General features: G+C 57.6%; 15 protein-coding genes. All 15 read right to left on the reverse strand.

The features are described from left to right. Positions 1-46: 46 nt before the first annotated feature. Positions 47-1591, reverse strand: coding sequence for a glucose-6-phosphate dehydrogenase (gene zwf, locus EXR70_02105; protein ID MSP37271.1), 1545 nt, complete (start codon positions 1589-1591; stop codon positions 47-49). A 6-nt stretch (positions 1592-1597) separates the two neighbouring features. Further along, positions 1598-2494, reverse strand: coding sequence for a decarboxylating 6-phosphogluconate dehydrogenase (gnd, locus tag EXR70_02110; protein ID MSP37272.1), 897 nt, complete (start codon positions 2492-2494; stop codon positions 1598-1600). Between the two features lie 29 nt (positions 2495-2523). Then, positions 2524-5277 carry a bifunctional transaldolase/phosoglucose isomerase gene (locus EXR70_02115; protein ID MSP37273.1) on the reverse strand — a complete coding sequence of 918 codons (2754 nt, stop codon included), beginning with the start codon at positions 5275-5277 and terminating at the stop codon, positions 2524-2526. Positions 5278-5426: 149 nt separating this feature from the next. Then, positions 5427-5906, reverse strand: coding sequence for a ribose 5-phosphate isomerase B (gene rpiB, locus EXR70_02120; GenBank protein ID MSP37274.1), 480 nt, complete (start codon positions 5904-5906; stop codon positions 5427-5429). Beyond that, positions 5894-7945, reverse strand: a complete 2052-nt coding sequence (tkt, locus tag EXR70_02125) for a transketolase (protein MSP37275.1) — start codon at positions 7943-7945, stop codon at positions 5894-5896. Before tkt ends, rpiB begins: the two co-directional genes overlap by 13 nt. Before the next feature lie 144 nt (positions 7946-8089). Next, a complete protein-coding gene (locus EXR70_02130; protein MSP37276.1) occupies positions 8090-8782 on the reverse strand; it encodes a glycosyltransferase in 693 nt (230 codons plus the stop codon). Further along, a complete protein-coding gene (locus tag EXR70_02135; GenBank protein ID MSP37277.1) occupies positions 8766-9443 on the reverse strand; it encodes a glycosyltransferase in 678 nt (225 codons plus the stop codon). The genes EXR70_02130 and EXR70_02135 overlap by 17 nt, the downstream gene beginning before the upstream one ends. Positions 9444-9456: 13 nt before the next feature. Beyond that, a complete protein-coding gene (locus EXR70_02140; protein MSP37278.1) occupies positions 9457-10284 on the reverse strand; it encodes a DUF547 domain-containing protein in 828 nt (275 codons plus the stop codon). A gap of 43 nt (positions 10285-10327) precedes the next feature. Further along, positions 10328-12580: an FAD-containing oxidoreductase gene (locus EXR70_02145; GenBank protein MSP37279.1), complete on the reverse strand. Its 2253-nt coding sequence runs from the start codon at positions 12578-12580 to the stop codon at positions 10328-10330. A 60-nt stretch (positions 12581-12640) separates the two neighbouring features. Then, positions 12641-13762, reverse strand: a complete 1122-nt coding sequence (locus EXR70_02150; GenBank protein ID MSP37280.1) for an inorganic phosphate transporter — start codon at positions 13760-13762, stop codon at positions 12641-12643. Positions 13763-13778: 16 nt separating this feature from the next. Next, entirely contained in the window at positions 13779-14738 is a 960-nt protein-coding gene (locus tag EXR70_02155; protein MSP37281.1) for a radical SAM/Cys-rich domain protein, read from the reverse strand. 128 nt (positions 14739-14866) lie between these two features. Then, positions 14867-16057: a methyltransferase domain-containing protein gene (locus EXR70_02160; GenBank protein MSP37282.1), complete on the reverse strand. Its 1191-nt coding sequence runs from the start codon at positions 16055-16057 to the stop codon at positions 14867-14869. A 188-nt stretch (positions 16058-16245) separates the two neighbouring features. Continuing rightward, positions 16246-17350 (reverse strand): peptide chain release factor 2 gene (prfB, locus tag EXR70_02165; GenBank protein MSP37283.1). Its coding sequence is split into 2 segments (ribosomal slippage): positions 16246-17289 and positions 17291-17350, totalling 1104 coding nucleotides; the frame shifts between segments, so codons are not numbered across the junction. Between the two features lie 54 nt (positions 17351-17404). Next, entirely contained in the window at positions 17405-17926 is a 522-nt protein-coding gene (ybeY, locus tag EXR70_02170) for an rRNA maturation RNase YbeY (GenBank protein ID MSP37284.1), read from the reverse strand. A gap of 132 nt (positions 17927-18058) precedes the next feature. Further along, positions 18059-19177, reverse strand: a complete 1119-nt coding sequence (locus EXR70_02175; GenBank protein MSP37285.1) for an extracellular solute-binding protein — start codon at positions 19175-19177, stop codon at positions 18059-18061. Between the last annotated feature and the right edge of the window lie 91 nt (positions 19178-19268).

A 19268-nucleotide genomic window follows, 5' to 3' on the forward strand; every position in this document is an offset into this window, starting at 1 on the left:
ATTTTGCGCCCTTTGCGTTCTTTGCGGTTAATCATTCCGAATCTGATTATGGCCGGCGCCAACGCCGGCCGTCGCGCTGCATGAAATCGTCCGCTTCTTTTGGGCCCCAGGAACCGGAATCGTAATTGGGAAAGTTCTTCGGCTTGCTCAAACCCCACACTTGGATGATCGGATCCATCAACGCCCAAGCCGACTCGACCCAATCGTGGCGCGTGAACAATGTCGAATCCCCTTCGATGCAATCTTCCAATAAAGTTTCGTAAGCTTCCGGCGAGCTGTTGCCGAACGCTTCCGAGTAGTTGAATTTCAGATTGAGCGGGCTAACGGTGATGTCCGGTCCCGGCGGTTTGACTTCGAAACGCAGGGAGATGCCTTCGTCGGGTTGAATGCGCATGACCAACACATTGGGGCTGACATCTTCCACCGCGGATGATTTGAACAGCAACATCGGCGGCCGTTTGAATTGAATCGCGATCTCGGTGACGCGCTTGGCCATGCGCTTACCGGAGCGCAAGTAGAAGGGCACGCCTTCCCAACGCCAATTGTCGACGGCCAATTTAATCGCCGCGTAGGTCACCGTCGGCGACTCCTTCGCCACCCCCGGTTCTTCGCGATAGCCAAGCGCTCGCTCAGCGCCAAGCTGGCCAGCGCCATACTGACCGCGCACCGCGGCGGTGGAAACTTCCTCCGGCGCGATCGCCCTGACCGCGCGCAATAGTTTGCCCTTCTCGTCGCGCACCGCATCGGCATTGAAACCCACCGGCGGCTCCATCGCCGTCAGACAGAGCAGTTGCAGCAAATGATTTTGAAACATGTCGCGCACCACGCCGGCGTCTTCATAGTAGCCGCCGCGGCTCTCGACGCCGACGCCTTCCGCCGCCGTGATCTGCACATGGTCGACGTAGCGCCGGTTCCAGATCGGTTCGAAAACGGAATTGGCAAAACGAAAAACCATGATGTTTTGCACGGTCTCTTTGCCGAGATAGTGATCGATGCGGTAGATTTGCTTTTCGCCCAAGGCGTCGTGCACGCGCTGATTGAGTTCCCGCGCGGTTTGTAGATCGGTGCCGAAGGGCTTTTCGATAATCACCCGCGAGCGCGGCTCATTGGCATAATCTTTCTGCGCCAAGCCGAGCGTGGCGATGCGCTCGATCACCCCGCCGTAAAGATCCGGCGGCATGGCCAAATAAAAAACCCGCGCCGGCAGTACGCGGCTGCCGTGATCGAAGTTATCGATGAACAGCTTCAGTCGCTCGTAGCCGTCGGTTTCTTCGTATCCGCCGCGCACGTAGAAAAGCGTCTTGGCAAATTCCTGCCACACCGCTTCATCGCCGAGACCGGTGCGGGAAAATTCTTTCACCGCCTCGCGCATCTTGTCGCGAAAGGCGTCGTCGGTCATCTCGCTGCGCGCATAACCGACCACGGCGAAGCGCTCGGGCAAACGTTTTTCCAAGGCTAAGTTATAAAGCGCCGGAATCAGTTTGCGCTTGGTCAGATCGCCCGACGCGCCGAAGATCATCACCACGCAGGCGTGAGGCTTTTTCCCTTGGCCGATAACCGGCGAAACATACTCGTGCGGATCGCTCGCCATCGACAATTACCCTTTTTTCACCGCGTGGCCGCCGAATTCGTTGCGTAGCGCGGCGATGACTTTGTTGGAAAAGGCGTCTGGCTGGCGCGACGAAAAACGCGCGAACAGCGAGTGCGCCAACACCGGCGCGGCGACGCCACGCTCGATCGCTTCGATGACCGTCCAGCGCCCTTCACCCGAATCGTCGACATAGCCTTTGATGCCGTCGAGCTTAGCGTCTTTTTGAAATGCGCTCTCGCACAGTTCTAACAGCCACGAGCGCACCACGCTGCCTTGGTTCCACAAGTGGGAAACTTTTTCCAAGTCGAGATCGAACTGCGAAGCTTTGAGCAGCTCAAACCCTTCGCCGTAGGCTTGCATCATGCCGTACTCGATGCCGTTGTGGACCATTTTCACGAAGTGGCCGGCGCCCACCGGTCCGGCGTGAAGATAGCCGTCCTTCGGCGCCAGCGTAAGAAAGATCGGTTCCAAATGGCTAACCACGTCTTTAGCGCCGCCGACCATCATGCAGTAACCGTTTTGCAGTCCCCAGATGCCGCCGCTGGTGCCGGCGTCGATGAAGTTTAAACCGTGGGATTTTAATTTTTCGCCGCGCCGTATGGAGTCTTTATAATTCGAATTGCCGCCGTCAATGATGGTATCGCCCTTGGCCAAGCTCGGCAACAATTCATCGATGGTCCGATCCACCGGATCGCCCGACGGCACCATCAACCAGACGGCCCGAGGCGCTGACAATTTGTTGACGAAGTCAGCGAGCGACGCGGCGCCCACCGCGCCCTTATCGACGACGCGCTGAATTGCTTCGGCGCTGCGATCGTAGGTAACCACTTTGTGGCCGCCGAGCACCAACCGTTCGGTCATGTTGGCGCCCATCCGGCCGAGACCGATCATTCCGAGTTCCATATTTTTTCTCCTTCCCTGGAGAAGCGCACTTACACGCGCAATGAATCCGCCAGTCGCTGCAATCCGCCGCTGCTGTCGCTACCCAAGTTGACCCTGAGGGTACGCCGGCGGCGCTGTTTGAGCGCGCTGAAATCGCCGATCGCTTGGGCCTGGATCAAAGCATCGAACGTGTAGTTCGTCTCCGGTACAGCTAAGTTATCGGCGGGCTGATCGACAATCTGTAGCACCAACGCGGAATTGGGCCCGCCCTTATGGAGCTGGCCGGTGGAATGGAGAAAGCGCGGCCCGAAGCCCACAGTCGTCGCCGTCCCCAATCGGTTTTGAATCGTCGCGCACAACTCTTGCAGCGCCGCGCTATTGGCCGGCGACGGTTCGATGTAAGCTTGCACGACGACATAGTCGCGCGGCTTTTTCTTGCCGAGCCAAGCGCTGGCCGCTTTCGTCAATGCCGCGGCGTCCGCGGCGCTGACCTCGTCCTTGAGTTTGCCATTGCCGCTGCCGCTTTCGCTCATCGCTTTCTTGGATAAATCCTTGGCCAATTGAACATCGGGCTGATTGAAGGGATTGATTGCCAGCGCCGCGCCCGCTGCCGCCACGGCGAACTCCCAGCGGAAAAATTCCTGGCCGATGTCATGCTTGTCGGATAAATCCAGGCGCGCCACCGGATGGCCGTTGGCTTCCAGCGCCGCCACCTGGCGGTCGAGCTGGGAATTGTCATCGCTCGCCAACCTGAGATAGGCGAAGAAACGATCGGCGCCATACTTTTCCGGCGCGCCGATACGCTCGTTGGCCACCGGCACGATGCCTTTGCCTTCCTTGCCGGTGCTCTCGGCGATCAATTGCTCGACCCAAGAAGGAAACGCCGCCAACGACGGTGAGCAAAGGAAAGTAATTTTGTCGCGCTTGGCCAGAGTCAACTCGCCGAGCGCCGCGCCGAGCATCAGACCCGGATTTTGGCCGTCAGCAATCGCCGCGCCGCAGGCCGCGCTCATGCGCCGCGCCCGCGCTAGAACTGCGCCGATATCGACACCGATCAGCGCCGCCGGCACCAAACCGAAGGGAGTCAAAGCCGAATAGCGCCCGCCGACTTCGACCTGCGCGTTGAAGATGCCGCGAAAATTTCTTTCCTTGGCGAGCTTTTCCAAAGGCGTTGCCGGATCGGTGATGGCGACAAAGTGCGGACCGCCATCGACGCCAAGTTTTTTCAGCTTGTCCCAGAAATAAAAGAAAAAAGAATTAGTTTCCGTCGTCGTTCCCGATTTGCTCGAGACGACAAACAGCGAGTGCGCTAAATCGATGTCGCGTTCAACCGCTTTCACCGCCGCTGGATGCGTGCTGTCGAGCACGCGCAGCTTGGGATAGCCCGCACTATGGCCAAAAGTTTCCTGAAAAACTTCCGGTGCCAAACTCGAACCGCCCATGCCGAGCAAAACAATATGCTTGATGCCGTCCGCCCTAGCCTTATCGGCGAAAGTAGCCAGCGCCGCAACCTGTGACGCCATGGTCTCGGGTAGTTCCAACCAACCCAAGCGATCGGAAAGTTCTGGTTGAACATCCTTGGACCAAACCGTGTGATCTTTTTTCCAGATGCGCTGGCCAAGCGCGGCGCTTTGCCAATCTTTCAGCCGTTTGTCGACGCGCCGCTGATATTTACCCAGATGCAATTCTTGATGGTTCAACTCGATACCGGCCAGCGCTTGGCGTTTCTTTTCTAATGCAGCCATTAATTGATCGAACGACGTAGCGAAAGCGGCGACACCATCCACCTGCAACTTTTCCGTGATCCCGTTTAGATCGATGCCGAGCCGCGCCAAGCTGGCCAACGCCCGATCGGCGTCATCGAAGCCGGTTTTCACCGTGGCGCCGGGAATCTTGCCATGATCGCGAAACGCGTTGAGGGTTTCCGGCGGCACGGTATTGACCGTTTCCGGGCCGATCAGATTTTCCAAGTAGAGCACGTCTGAATAGGCCGGATTTTTCGTCCCGGTGCTGGCCCACAACGGCCGCTGCACCCGCGCGCCGCGGCTACGCAGCGCCGCGAAGCCTTCGCCGTGAAAAATTTCTAGGAAACGACGGTAAACGATTTTCGAATTGGCGATGGCGATTTTGCCGAGCAGCGCTTTAGCTTCGGCGCTGCCGTTTTTTTCTAGTTCTTTATCGACCACGGTGTCGACTCGGCTAACGAAGAACGATGCCACCGACGCGACTTGCGCCGGATTGGCGCAGCGTTCCAAACCTTTCACGTAGGCCCGCGCCACCGCTTCGTAGTGGCTCATGGAAAACATCAGTGTGACGTTGATATTTAAACCGTCGGCGATCAGCTGCTCGATGGCGGGAATGCCCGCGGGGGTCGCCGGCACTTTGACCATCAGGTTGGGCCGGTTGACCGCCGCGCGCAAACGCTTGGCCGCGTCGATGGTGCCTTGAGTATCGTGCGCCAAGTGCGGCGACACTTCCAAACTGACGTAACCGTCATCGCCGTTAGTGGAGTCGAAAACCGGCCGCAGCGCATCGGCGGCCATCTGAATGTCCTCGATCGCCAACGGTTCATACAATTTTTCTAGTTCGGCAGTGGGATCGCCGGCGAGCATAACGCCCAGCGCGCCGTCGTAGTCGGTGCTGCCGGCAATCGCTTTTTCAAAAATCGTTGGGTTGCTGGTAACACCGCGGATGCCGTCCTCGTCGACCATCCGTTTCAACTCGCCGCTGCTAATCAAGTTGCGCCGGATGTAGTCGAGCCAGATCGACTGTCCTTGTCCACCGAGCTCTTTCAAAGGATTCATGCTCTGTCACCCTCATCAGGTTGTTGTGGCAAAACTTCCTCGGAGTCCTTCGACTGGCTCAGGACGAACGGAAGGGAGCTCGAAACGATCGAAGAAAATCCGTTCATGCTGAGCCTGTCGAAGCATGTTCCGCTTTTTTCTGCCGCTTGTTAATCTTTTTTGCCGTAGCGCTGCTCCAGTGCGGTAATTTTTTCCACCCGGCGCCGATGCCGCTCTGCGCCGTTAAACTTCGCCGCTAAGAAATTATCGACCAACTCGCGCGCCATCTCGACGCCGATCACGCGCGCGCCGAGCACCAGGATGTTCATGTCATCATGCTCGACGCCTTGGCGCGCGGAATAAGTATCGTGACACAGCCCGGCGCGGATGCCGGGAATCTTATTGGCCGACACCGAGGCGCCGACGCCGCTGCCGCTGCCGCAGACGACAATACCGCGTTCAGCTTGGCTGGTTAGAATCGTCTGGCTCACCGCTTCGGCGAAGTCCGGATAATCCACCGGATGGTCGCTGTCGGTACCTTTGTCGAGTAGTTCATGGCCGCGCTGGCGCAAATCCGCGAGAAGAATTCGTTTCAATTCGAAACCCGCGTGATCCGCGCCGATGGCGATGCGCGTGGCTAGCCTTTTAATTGCTCCTTCGCCGCGGCGACGATATTTTCCACGGTGAAGCCGAATCTTTTCTGCAACTGGTTAAATGGCGCCGAAGCGCCGAAGCCCTTCATGCCGATCACCGCGCCGCTCATGCCGACATATTGCGCCCAGCCGAATGTTATCGCTTGCTCGACGGCGACGCGGGCGGTAATCGCCTTAGGCAAAACCTGCTCGCGGTAACTCTTATCTTGCAATTCGAACAATTCCCAAGACGGCATGCTAACCACGCGCGTTTGAACGCCGGCCTGTTTCAACTGCTCGAAAGCTTCGACGCACAAATAAACTTCGCTGCCGGTAGCGATCAAGATCACCTGCGGTTTGCCGTTATCGGCATCGGCTAGAATATAAGCCCCTCTAGCCAATCCGGCGGCGGCGCCATACTTGGTTCGATCCAAGGTCGGCAACGCTTGGCGCGTCAACGCCAAAGCCACCGGCTGATGTTGCAATTGCATGATCACGCGCCAGGCTTCGACCACTTCGTTGGCGTCCCCGGGGCGCAGTGTAATCAAGCCGGGAATCGCCCGCAGCGCCGCCAGATGTTCCACCGGCTGATGCGTCGGTCCGTCTTCGCCGACACCGATGGAATCGTGGGTGAAGACATGAATCGCCGGCAACTCCATCAACGCCGACAGGCGAATCGACGGCCGGGCGTAGTCGCTGAATATTAAAAAACCGGAACCATAGGCGCGCACGCCGCACAGCGTCATGCCGTTGACGATCGCCGCCATGACATGCTCGCGCACGCCGAAGTGAAAATTACGCGCGCCAAAATTGCCGGCGGCAAAATCGCCGGCGCCATCGAAAGTCAGCCGGGTCTTGGTCGACGGCGCGAGATCTGCGGAACCGCCCATGAGCCACGGCACATGCTTGGCGATGGCGTTCAAAACTTTACCGGAAGAATCGCGCGTCGCTTGGCCCTTAGGATCGGCGGGATATTCGCTCAACTCTTTATCCCAACCCGCCGGCAGTTCGCGCCGCTGCATGGTTGTTAACTGCTCGGCGAGCTCGGGAAATTTTGTTTGGTATTCGCCAAATTTCGCCGTCCATCGTTCCCGCGCGCCGCGGCCCCGGGCGCCCAAGCCGCGGGCGAAATGTTCCAGCACACCTGCGGGCACGAAAAACTTTTCGTCCTCGGGCCAGCCGTAATTTTTTTTCGTCGCTTTGATTTCCGCCTCGCCCAAAGGTTCACCATGAGCCGCCGCCGTATCTTGTTTGGTCGGCGCGCCAAAGGCGATGTGACTGTCGACGACGACGAAGGTCGGCCGGTCCTTACACTGGTGGAAATTGGCAATGGCTGCGTCCAAGGCGGGCTGATCGTTGGCGTCGGCCACATGCAAAACATTCCAGCCATAGGCTTCGAAACGTTTGCCGACGTTTTCCGACAACGCCAGACTGGTGCTCCCTTCGATGGAAATTCGGTTGCTATCGTAAAACCAGCAGAGATTTTCCAATTTCAAATGACCGGCGAGGGACGCCGCTTCGCTGCTGATGCCTTCCATCATATCGCCGTCACCGCACAGGGCGTAAACATTGTAGTCGAAAATATCGAAGCCCGGCCGGTTGAAATAGCTGGCGAGCCATTTCGATGCGATCGCCATGCCGACGCTGTTGGCGACGCCTTGGCCGAGCGGGCCAGTCGTCGTTTCAACACCCGCGGTCAAACCGAATTCGGGATGGCCGGGAGTTTTACTGTCGAGCTGGCGAAAGTTTTTTAGATCGTCGAGGGTCAGCGTCGGTTGATTGAGCACCTGATGCTTGGCGTCGAGGGCGCGCACGCCGGCCAAGTGCAACGTCGAATAGAGCAACATCGACGCATGGCCGATGGACAACACGAAGCGATCGCGATTGGGCCACAGCGGATCGGCCGGATCGTACTGCAAGTGGCGCTGCCACAAACCGTACATCACCGGCGCCATCGACATCGGCGTGCCGGGATGGCCGGAGTTGGCCTGCTGCACCGCGTCCATGGACAAAGTACGGATCGTATCGATGCACAACTGGTCGGTTACTGGGCTCATAATTTTTTCTGCCTACTCTAACCGGAGTGGACCGGTGCTAAGGGTTGGTTGCTAAATTAGCATTATCACTTTCAGTCGATCAGGTCAGCACCTTTAGAGTAATTATCGCCAGCTGCGCAGCAATATTTAATCCCACGCCAGCCGTCAGAACTTTGACGGCGAATCATCGAGCGTCGCCAAACAAGCGAACGTTTTCGCCATGCGGCAACGTAACGCCAAATCATTGGAGCCACGCAAGCGTTGAACATCCTCCGGCGTATCGATATCGAACCACTCGGGCAGCGAGCTGAACGAAATCGCCAGCCGGCGCAAACGCGCCGTGGTCTCGGTCAAAACCTGGTCATGGCTCCAGGTCATCCCAGCAAACAATTCCGGCGTCGGCCGGTTCATGCCGATCAGATAGTAACCGCCGTCGCGGCTCGGACCGAGCACGACTTTAGGCTCGGCGCATGACAACTGCGTGAACGCGTCATCAAGTATCGCCAACGGCAGCGCCGGCAAATCGCTGCCGACGAGCACGACGTTGCGGTGTCCCAGTTGCCAACAATCGACGAACAATTGCTCCATGCGCCGGCCGAGATCGTCGCCCTTTTGGGCGATGTAAGTGTAAGCATCGCCGCCCAGCGCGCCGATCTGCGCCGCCGCGTCGTTGGGCGTGTAAGCCACATAGCGCGCCGCGCCGGCGTAGCCTTTGAGGTGTTCGAGTTGATCGGCGAGCAGCGCGCGATACAACTGCGCCGCTTGCTCAAGCGTCAGCGGCGGCACCAGGCGAGTTTTCACCAAGCCCGCCACCGGCGCTTTGGCCATGATGGCCAGCCCGTTAGCGAGTGTCGGCATAGAATTGTTTCAAGCGCACCGGCGAGACGCCGGCAAAGTAGAGCAGCTTCAAGGTCCAGATGCGAAAGATCGTCCGCCACAACCCGTCCGTCTCCCAGCGCCGCGCCGAAGTGCGCACCCGGCTGCGCAAGCAAGCCACCGCGCCATGTTTTTTCAGGGCGCGGCAAAAGGCGATATCTTCCATGAGTGGAATGTCGGGAAATCCGCCCATGCGCGTAAACACTTCGCGGCGCACGAACAACCCCTGGTCGCCGGTACCGACTTTAGACATTCGCGAGCGAAAACTTATCAGCCGCGCCACCACCGGCAACAACCAATGACTGCCATCGAGCTCAACATCGAACCGACCGCCGACATAGCGCGGATCGGCGAACGCGGAATCAATGTCGGCAAAAGCAGAATCAGGTAAACGCGTATCAGCGTGCAAAAACAGCAGCGCTTCGCCGTGGGCTTGGCGCGCGCCGAAATTCATCTGCCGCGCCCGGCCGCGCTCCGATGAAATGACGGTCACGGCAAATCGGCTAACGATCTGACAAGTCCGATCCGTACTGCCGCCGTCGACGACAATGATTTCATACGGCGCCAGCGTGGTTAACGCCGCAAGCGTGGCGCCAATCGACTTCTCTTCATTGAGTACCGGCACGATGACGGAAATATTCATTGGCTCTCGCGATTTAAGGTTTTATATCGACGCCGTTGAGCCGCCAATCATAATCGTGCCTCAAGCCGCCTTGGTAGTTCTCGAGGGCCGCCGCCAACGGTGGATCGGCGTAGTTGCGCCAGTGCTCCATCAGCCCTTCGGCGTCGCCGCCAAAATCTTCTTGGAACCAAACATAGATGCTCGACACTTTGAGCTTGCTGCCGGTGAGCGCCACGCCGCGGCCGTGATTGATAAATTCCTTGGCGCCCTTTTCCAGCAGCGCTTCAGTGTTGTCACCGGTGTACGCCGCCGGCGGCAAATTGGGACAGCCCAAGCTAGCGCAGTTGACCGCGTAGTGAAGCCGCGGGTCTTTCCAGATCGGCCTGAGAATCCGATGCTCAATGTCATCGAGGGAAAGCTTTTCGCCCTCGACAGTGAGTAATTTCGCTCCCCACGGCCCACGCTCGAACAATCCCGGCGAGATGTTAATGTCGCGAATCGACGCCACCGGAAAGCGCGACAAGATCAGGTCGATAGTGAGCGCGTTGTAGAGATTGATCCAATAGGCCAACTGCTCTTTGCGATTGTAACTGGAGATCGAGATCCCCTGCAGAAACTGCGAATAATTCTTCAGCAGTTTTTGATCGTCAGCGCGAACATCCTGATAGCGTATTCGGTTAATCCTCGACGGATGGCTCACGACATGCTGCTTGAGCAGACGATCCCACGTCTCATGATCGATCTTCTGCCCGCTCGCCGGATCGTGTTTCTGCCAACGTGGCCAAAGCTCCGCCTTGGGCGCCGCCCACGCGCTAGAATATCCAAGCACAACCACGAGCAGAACGCGTGCCCAATTATGAATCCGAAACCCCTTACCCTTCACCCTTCACCCCTTACGATCTTTTTCATCTCCGCCACGCCAACCACTTGGCAAAAATCTTTTTCACCGTCGGCGTAAGTTTGGTGCGCATATAAGCGTCGCCAATCTTGCGCAGCACCTCGGCCTGGGTTGGGTACGAATGAATCGTTGATGATAAAACCCCGACCGACTGCTTCGCCGTGATCGCCAAGGTCAACTCGCCCAACATTTCGCCGGCGTGACGGGCGACAATCGTGCCGCCGAGAATCCTAGCAGTTTTCTGATCGTAGTGAACCCGCGCGAAACCGTCGGTCTCGCCGTCGAGAATCGCCCGGTCGACATCGCTGAGCGATTGCGTGATCGTCGCCACGTCGTAGCCGGCGGCCTGGGCATCCTTTTCATAATAACCGACGTGGGCGATTTCTGGATCAGTGTAGGTGCACCAAGGCATGACCAAGTCAGTCGCTTTGCGGCGCGACATGAACAGCGCGTTGGCGATGACGATGCGCGCCATGGCGTCGGCGGCGTGAGTAAACTGATAGCGCGAGCAAACATCGCCGGCGGCATACACTCTCGGATTGGACGTGCGCATACGCGCATCGACTTCGACGCCGCGCCTGCCGAAACGAATATTGGCGGCGTCCAAGCCCAAGCCTTCAAGATTGGGCGTGCGTCCGACCGACACAAGAATCGCGTCGCAAGCCAATTCCATCGACTTGTCAGCAACCTTCGCGACGAGAAGTTTTGCCCCATCGCCCTGCGCCGCACTGTGAATCTTGGCGCCGGTGATAATCTTGACGCCATCCTTTTTGATCTGCGCGCGCACGATCGCCGCGGCGTCGCGATCTTCCTTGGGCAAAATCTCAGCGCCATCCGTCAGCATCGTCACGTCACTGCCGAAACGTTGAAAGCTCTGCGCCAGCTCGCAACCGATCGGACCGGCGCCGATCACGATCAGTCGCTTTGGCAATTCGGTCAAGGTAAAAATCGTTTCGTTAGTGTAAAAACCGATGTCACGCAGACCTGGAATCGTCGGCTCGGCGGCGCGTGCGCCGGTGGCGATCACCGCGCGGCCGAATTGTAAGCGCTTGCCATCGACCTCAATGGTATTGCCATCGACAAAGCAGCCATTACCGAGAAACACATCGACGCCGAGCTTGGTGAAACGTTCGACGGAATCGTGGTGACTGATTCCGGCGCGCAGTTTGCGCATGCGCGCCATCGCCGCCGCGAAACCGATCTCGGGATTGCTGGAATGGTGAATACCGAACTCCGTGCCGCCACGCGCGTCATGTGCCGCCCGCGCCGCGCGAATCATCCCTTTCGACGGTACGCAGCCGACGTTCAGACAATCGCCGCCCAAGAGATTACGCTCGATGAGCGCGACCTTGGCGCCCAGCCCCGCGGCGCCGGCGGCGCTCACCAAACCGGCGGTGCCGCCGCCGATGACGACTAGATTATATTTTTTCGCCGGCGTCGGATTGATTCGGTTCGCCGGATGACAGTTGTCGATCAGCTGCTTGTCATGGGCGTCGTTGACCAGCATCATTTTGTCGAACGTCGTCGGCCGATGATTGGCGTCCAAGCGCGCCACACCCGCCGCGATATTGCCTTCTTGCTGCTGTTCCGCTTCGCGCAAAGCCTTGCGCGCGATGCGCGTGACGATGACGACCACGGCGACCGTCGCGAGTAAACCGACATATTTAAGTAACTGCTGATAAAAACCAGCGCTCATGTCACTCTGGCCGGCGAGTGCGTCACGCGCCGCCGCGCCGATGTAAACGAACAAGAAAGTCGCCGGCAGCATGCCGAAGAGATTCGCTAGAACGTAAGAAGGCATACGCACGGCGGTGAGACCGAGAAGATAGTTGAGCAATACGAAGGGAAACACCGGGCTCAAGCGCGTCAGCAAAACCATCTTGAAGCCCTGCTTACCGATGGCCTGATCGAGGGAGCGAAATTTCGGATTGGCCGCCGCCCAGGAAGCAACCTTTTCGCGCAAAAATCCGCGCGCTAGGAGAAATGAACAGAGCGCGCCGAGATTGGCGCCGAGCACGACGACGATGAAACCGGTCGACAAACCGAACAGCGTGCCGGAGCCGATGGTGATCGCGCTACCGGGCACGAATAGGACAGTGCAAAGAATATAAACCAACACCACCAGCGCCGGGCCGATGGCGCCGAGGGATTGAACATAGCTCTCGAAGTGGGCAAACAAGGCACGCAAGGGAAGAAAAAGCGAGCCGCAGAAAAGCCCGCCGACGATGAGGGAGAGAAAAACGACCTTAGCAATTTTCATGATGGTCTTTAGATGCGCTTTGACGACCCATTGTTGCAAATGTACCGCACCGATAAACCGTCAAAGACTTTTGAACAGAAAATAACATCCCGCCGACATCAGCGCCGCAGTTGGCAGTGTCAGGAACCAAGCAAGTAGAATGGTGCGAATAACGCTCCAGCGCGCTTGACCGTTGGCCACGCCGATGCCGAACAGCGCGCCGCAGGAAACATGCGTCGTCGAAACCGGCAAACCCCATTTGGAAGCGAAAATAACTAGGAAGCTGGTCACAAGATTAGCGAGAAAACCCTGAACGGGATCCATCGCGGTAATGCGATGGCCCACCGTCTCAGCGATTTTCTTTGAATGGATCCATCCTCCGATCGCCATAAAGATCGCCACCAAAGCGATCGACCAGGCCAAATCCAGCACGCTGACTGCCAGCCCGAGAGCGACTAGCTTGGGGGTGTCGTTAAGTCCGCGCGCAAAGCTGACCGCGCCAGCGCTAATGAAATGGCCGACATCGAGAAGTTTTTGGCCATTGATGCCGAACATCGTTCCACTGAGCCGCTGCGTGCATACTGATTCCTTGTCGACGATCACACGCAGGCCCGGTGTCGATTCAGTGAACATCATGCCATCTGGAGACGTAAACACTGGCACCATTTCGCTGCCGACGCAGAGGCAGTATTCTTTGGTCAATCCGGCAAAGCAGATGGCCCTGCTGAACAGCGGGTAACACGCTGTGGCTAAAAGAACCGCGAGGCACGGGCTTACTAATAGCGGCAAGAAACCCCCAGCTAGAAGTGTCTGAAACCCAAGTTGCAACCCCACGGCGGCAAAACCACTGCCGAAAAGCGCTCCGATTAAACTATGGGTCGTCGAGATCGGCATGCCGACTTTGGTCGCGACGATCACCGTCAACGCGGCGCCCAAAATCACGGCTGCGATAAACGGTTGCGATTGAATGAGATAATCCGGCACCAACCCCTTGCCTTGAAACATCGACACTAGTTTCGTCGCCAGGAAAAATGCCGTCAGCGAACCGGCAAAGGTTGTGATCGTCGCCCAGGTGAGAGCTTTACGATAATCCGCCGTGCCGCTGCCAAACAGCGTCGCCACGCCTTTGAAGTTGTCGTTGGCGCCGTTGGCGTAGGCGACTAACAACGTAACTGTGACGATGATGATCGGCGACAAAGACATGTAACGAACTTCGTTTCTAAATTAGCGTACCGCCGCAACTGCTGCCCGAGCCGGCGGTGCAAGCATAACAATGGTCGCCGACGGTGATTGCCGGCCTGGTAAGTTGATCCAAGGTCAACGATCTAATGTGTAAACGGCTGCCATCGGTGCCGGCGATCGCCAGATCGAGCATTTGGTTGAAATCGCAATCGTAAATCCAACCGTCCCAGCCGACGCTGATCAAGTTGCGGCACATCACTTGATTGAGCGTGCTGGCGTTGAAGTTATCCGCAAGCAGCTCCATGTACGCTTCGTACTCGCCGCGCAGCTTCAAATGCGTCGCGTAGCGCGTGATCGGCATGTTGGTGAGACAGAACAGCCGGTTGAAGCGTATGCCGAATTCATCGAAAAGAATTCGTTTGTAGTCTTGCTCAAGCTGTTCTTGCGGCGGCGGCAGATGCGGTCCCACCGGATTGTAAACCAGATCGAGCACCAAGCCGCTGTCCGGTTGGCCGTAGCCGATTTGGTTGAGAATCTGTAACGCCCGGATGCTGCCGTCGAAAGTCCCCTTGCCGCGCTGTTTGTCGACATTTTCGATGAAATAGCAAGGCAGCGAGCAGACAAGCTCCACTTCATGGCGGCGAAAAAACTCCGGCAGATAATCTTTACCCGGCTCGAAGATCACCGTCAGATTGCAGCGATCCATCACATGGCGCCCGAGCCCACGCGCCGACTGAACTAAATAATCGAATTCGCCATGCAGCTCCGGCGCGCCGCCGGTGATATCGAGCGTTGGAATCTCGGTCGCGCCGAGAAAACCAAGCACCGCGTCGACATTCTCCCGGCTCATCATCTCCTTGCGCGTCGGCCCGGCTTCGACATGGCAGTGAATGCACGCCAGATTGCAGTAGCGCCCGAGGTTTACCTGCAAGGCCTCGACGCCACGGCGCTTGAGGCCGCTACCGTTTAGATTAAGTCTTTCAGCGAAGGGTTGCATGCAATATTAGAAAAAGTTCGGGGCTCAGCTCTTGTTCCCTCTCCCTCTGGGAGAGGGCTAGGGTGAGGGCCCTGCGTCCAACACCCCTCATCCTAACCTTCTCCCGCAAGGGGAGAAGGGATCGGATATCACGGACAGCAGTTCGAATCCGGTCCGCACACGCCGCCGGAAATTTTCGTCGCGTTGTATTCGAGCCCTTTGCTCTCGCGCGGATGGCGTTTGTGATCGCGCGAGCAATCAAACATTCCAGCGTTCTCCAACGAAACTTCTTGCCGCGGCGGAACTAATATGAATTGCCCGGCATAGGGCGCTTGCGAATAGAGCTTGAAAGTCTTGTCGCACACCGCCATGCGCGCGCCGCGCTCGAGCGTGTGGCCGTCGTCGTCGACCACCTGCTTCCACGGACCGCGGTAAATCACCGCTTGATTGCGCTCGATGCACGGACCTTCCTTGCCTTTGTACGCGGTCACCGTCACGGCGCGGAACTCGATGCCTTCGACGGTCTGGTAAGCCTCCGTGCGCAGCTCTTCGATTTGAATGCCATGAAACTTCGCCTCCTCGAAGGCGCGTAAGAACTCTTCTTCCTGAAACGCCCCGGAGACGCAGGCACTCCACAGATCGGTATCCTTGGCCAAGTGCTCTGGAACGGCCTCGTCGCTGACGATATCGGAGATGGCGATCCGGCCGCCGCGCTTGAGCACGCGGTACATTTCGGCGAACAATTGTTTTTTGTCCTCGGGCCGCACTAGATTGAGCACGCAGTTCGAGACGATAACATCGATTGACTCGTCGGCGATCAGCGGCTGAGTTTGGCGAGTTTGATTTTCAAATTCTTCGAGCTTAGCCAAATCGCCAACCGAACACACCGGATTGTCTTTGAGAAAACCTTCGACCAATTCCAAGTTCGTGCGCAAGTCTTGAATCTTGCCGCGGCGAAACTCGACATTGTGAAAGCCCAGCTGATCGCCGATCGACTCTTGATACTTGCGTGCCAATTCGAGCATCGGCGGATTGAAGTCGACGCCGATCACTTTGCCCGCGGCGCCGACGATTTGGGCAATAATGTAGCAAGCCTTGCCGCTGCCCGAGCCGAGATCGAGGACGGTTTCACCAGGGCGAATATATTTAGAAGGATCGCCGCAGCCATAATCTTTTTCAATGATCTCGTCGGGAATGACTTTCAACAAAGCTCTGTCGTAACTCACCGGCAAACACAGGCAAGCTTCCACTTCCTCGGCCGCAGCGCCGTAGCGTTGCAAGACCGCCGCTTCCAAGTCAGTGGCATGGCCGTTGGGGCCGTTTACAACTTCGGTCTCCATTAAATCCTCCGACCATTCAGTGATTGCTAGAGATGACCACCTTCGCGGAGTGCGTGCAAGTCAAAAACCAGGCACACCCAGACAACGCTTCTATTTTGATACCGTGACAACGGAGAAAGTTGCAGAAAAGTTCCGAGTGAGGGCGGAGGTCGGACACCTTACTCCTAACTCCCTCACCCCTTACCTTCCTACGCCGGTTCATCCGCCATCATCAGATAGGCCTCGATAAACGGATCGAGATCGCCGTCGAGCACGCCATCGGCGTTGCCGACCTCGACGTTGGTGCGGTGGTCCTTGACCAAGCGGTAGGGCGCGAGCACGTAGGAGCGGATTTGGCTGCCCCATGCGATTTCTTTCTTGGTCTTGTGATAGGACTCCATCTTTTCTTTTTGTTTCTTGACCTCGAGTTCGTAGAGGCGCGACTTCAGAATTTTCATCGCCATGGCGCGGTTCTTGTGCTGCGATCGTTCGTTTTGGCAGGCGACGACGATATTGGTCGGCAAATGGGTCAAGCGCACGGCGGAATCGGTTTTATTGACGTGCTGGCCGCCGGCGCCGCTGGAGCGATAAGTATCGACGCGCAGATCGTCGTCGTTGATTTCGATTTTGATATCGTCGTCGACCTCGGGATAAACGAACACCGAAGCGAAGGAAGTATGGCGCCGCGAGTTGGCGTCAAAGGGCGAGATTCGCACCAGACGGTGAATACCCGCCTCGGCTTTGAGATAGCCGTAGGCGTAGTCCCCGGTGACGTTGAAGGTCACGCTTTTGACGCCGGCCTCTTCGCCCGGCTGATAGTCGAGAATCTCTTTGCGGTAACCGCGCCGGTCGCACCAGCGCAGATACATGCGCAGGAGAATCTCCGCCCAGTCCTGCGCCTCGGTACCGCCGGCGCCGGGATGAAGCGTTACCAGAGCGTTGCGCCGATCATCTGGTTCGCCGAGCAGCTGGGTCAACTCGGTCTGGGCCATCTCCTTGGTCACCGTCGCGACTTTGGCGGCGGCTTCGCCAAGCGCTTCTTCGCTCTTCTCTTCTTTGGCGACGTCGAGAAAAAACCGCGCCTCTTCAAGATCGGCGTGATGTTTTTCCCAACTGTCGAGGACGCTTTTGAGACTGGACTGTTCTTTGAGAACGGTTTGGGCTTTGTCGCCGTCGTTCCAAAAATCGGGCTGCGCGGCGATTTGGCCTAGCTCGGCGACGCGTTTTTGCTTGGCGTCAACGTCAAAGCCGCCTCCGCAAAAGCTCAAGCCGCTCTTCGAGGTGGGTAAGTTGCTCTAAAGTTTCGTCGATCATAATAGTTTGCTACTGGCTCCTGAATTCTGACTTCTCGATTCTGAATTGTTGTCACTATACCTTCAATAACCCGCGCTCACAAAGGCGCGTCTGAAGTTTTCGCTCAAGTGCGAACATGATCTTGGCTTGGCGCGCCGAGCGCTCATGATCGTAACCGAGCAAATGGAGAATGCCGTGGATCAGCAGCGTCACCATCTCACTCTTAAGTGTTTTATGCCGCTCTTTGGCCTGGCGCCGCGCCTGCTCGACGGAAATCACTACGTCGCCGAGCAGCAGCAGGCCCGATTGCGGCTGGTCTTCGATAATAAATGACAGCACGTCGGTGGTCTTATTTTTTTTCCGGTAGCGGCGATTGAGCGGCCGCATCTCGCCGTCGCCGACCAAAGCGATGCTCAGTTCGGCGCGCTGTTGTTTCAGTTCGAATAGCAACCCTGCGGCGATTTTGCGCAGCGCTGCCGTCGGATATTTCGTCCCGGCGCCGCGCCGAGTGATTTCCACTGACATGGATTGAAAGTAGCGCGTCTCGCCCGGAGTTGCGAGATTGGCTAGTGGTTCACATCGAAATATACCAGCCATCTGATGTAGGGGCCGACCGGAGCCTGTCCTGAGTCTATCGAAGGATGTCTGGCCTCCGAAACGGGCGGCCACAGGGGGGCCGCCCCTACACCGGATTGCGAAACCGAACTGCTAACTAAATATTTCTTCAAGCTAACGGAGGTTAAAAATCTGCTGATAGGAAGCGATCAACTCGTTCAAGTTGGGGCCGAGTGTTGCCGGATTGACGAACACAAACTCTTTTTTAGAGAGCTCCTGATGGCGCGCAATCTGTTTGATGCCTTTGCGCAACGTGATGCGCGGCACTTGCTGCGCCAAAACCGTTTGCCCTTCTTCGGAAAGCAGCCAGTCGACAAACAAAATCGCCGCATGGGGATGGGCCGCGCGGCGCATCAGTGCCTGACCGTTGGGTTCGCCTGGATAAGGATCGAGCATGCGGTAATCGATGGGCGCGCCCTTCTCCTTATATTCCGTGGCGCGCCGCCCCCGCGCCGCCAAGACCAACGCCGACTCGCCGGCAAGCATTAGCTGCAAGCGCATGATGCTGCTACCGCCGGGTATATGCAGCTGCTGGCGCGCCAGTGCGCGCATGAAGTCCAACCCTTTGGCCTTGCCCATGCCGTCGAGCATGACCGAATACCAAGCGTACTCGTCGCTGCCAAAATTCATCCGCCCCTTCCACTTGGGCTGGAGCAAATCCTGATAGCTGCGCGGCGCTTCGTCGGTTGCGACGAGTTTAGTGTTGAACGCCAGCACCAGCGGCGTCACTGCGGTAGACGACCAAAACCCTTGGGGATCGAAGGAGCCCGCCGGAAAGGCTTTTAACTCCGGTGAAAGATACGCGGCGGAAAAATTCTTTTGCTTCAGCTCCCACATCTCCACCGGCGCCGAGCCGACGATATCGACGGCGAAGCGGCCGGCGCGCGCTTCGGTGTCGATCTTCGGCATGATCGACGACTGCGATAAACGGTTGGCGCGGATCTTCACCGCCGGATGGCTCCGTTCGAAGGCGCCGACGATCTTGGGAAAGTCGGTGAGGCTCATCGAGGTATACCAAATCGCTTCGCCTTCCGTGCGCGCGCCGTTTTCCAGAAAGCTCTTGCGCTGCGCGCCGCTGAGACTGCGAAGACTTTTTACTACCTCGTCGACGGTTGCCGCTTGCGTCGGATGAGACCCTACAGCCAGCATAAATGTCGCGGCGTAGAATAAAGGATAGACGATTAGCCGAAGCATGAGAGTTTGCGCCGATCTTGAGTAGGCTCGCTCTAACATCCAGCCGGTGGAGGGTCAAGACAATCGACCGGCAATCGGCTTGTATCGCCGTCAGCAACGCCGATAAATTGACTTGCCGGAATCGATTTGC

Source organism: Deltaproteobacteria bacterium (assembly GCA_009692615.1).
Lineage (GTDB): Bacteria > Desulfobacterota > Binatia > UBA9968 > UBA9968 > DP-20.

What these genes read in the sequence shown, in the direction of transcription:
- zwf (MSP37271.1), bottom strand. Translation starts at nt 1,591, where the DNA reads ATGGCGAGCGATCCGCACGAGTATGTTTCGCCGGTTATCGGCCAAGGG.
- gnd (MSP37272.1), bottom strand. Translation starts at nt 2,494, where the DNA reads ATGGAACTCGGAATGATCGGTCTCGGCCGGATGGGCGCCAACATGACC.
- EXR70_02115 (MSP37273.1), bottom strand. Translation starts at nt 5,277, where the DNA reads ATGAATCCTTTGAAAGAGCTCGGTGGACAAGGACAGTCGATCTGGCTC.
- tkt (MSP37275.1), bottom strand. Translation starts at nt 7,945, where the DNA reads ATGAGCCCAGTAACCGACCAGTTGTGCATCGATACGATCCGTACTTTG.
- EXR70_02130 (MSP37276.1), bottom strand. Translation starts at nt 8,782, where the DNA reads ATGCCGACACTCGCTAACGGGCTGGCCATCATGGCCAAAGCGCCGGTG.
- EXR70_02135 (MSP37277.1), bottom strand. Translation starts at nt 9,443, where the DNA reads ATGAATATTTCCGTCATCGTGCCGGTACTCAATGAAGAGAAGTCGATT.
- EXR70_02145 (MSP37279.1), bottom strand. Translation starts at nt 12,580, where the DNA reads ATGAAAATTGCTAAGGTCGTTTTTCTCTCCCTCATCGTCGGCGGGCTT.
- EXR70_02150 (MSP37280.1), bottom strand. Translation starts at nt 13,762, where the DNA reads ATGTCTTTGTCGCCGATCATCATCGTCACAGTTACGTTGTTAGTCGCC.
- EXR70_02155 (MSP37281.1), bottom strand. Translation starts at nt 14,738, where the DNA reads ATGCAACCCTTCGCTGAAAGACTTAATCTAAACGGTAGCGGCCTCAAG.
- EXR70_02160 (MSP37282.1), bottom strand. Translation starts at nt 16,057, where the DNA reads ATGGAGACCGAAGTTGTAAACGGCCCCAACGGCCATGCCACTGACTTG.
- ybeY (MSP37284.1), bottom strand. Translation starts at nt 17,926, where the DNA reads ATGGCTGGTATATTTCGATGTGAACCACTAGCCAATCTCGCAACTCCG.
- EXR70_02175 (MSP37285.1), bottom strand. Translation starts at nt 19,177, where the DNA reads ATGTTAGAGCGAGCCTACTCAAGATCGGCGCAAACTCTCATGCTTCGG.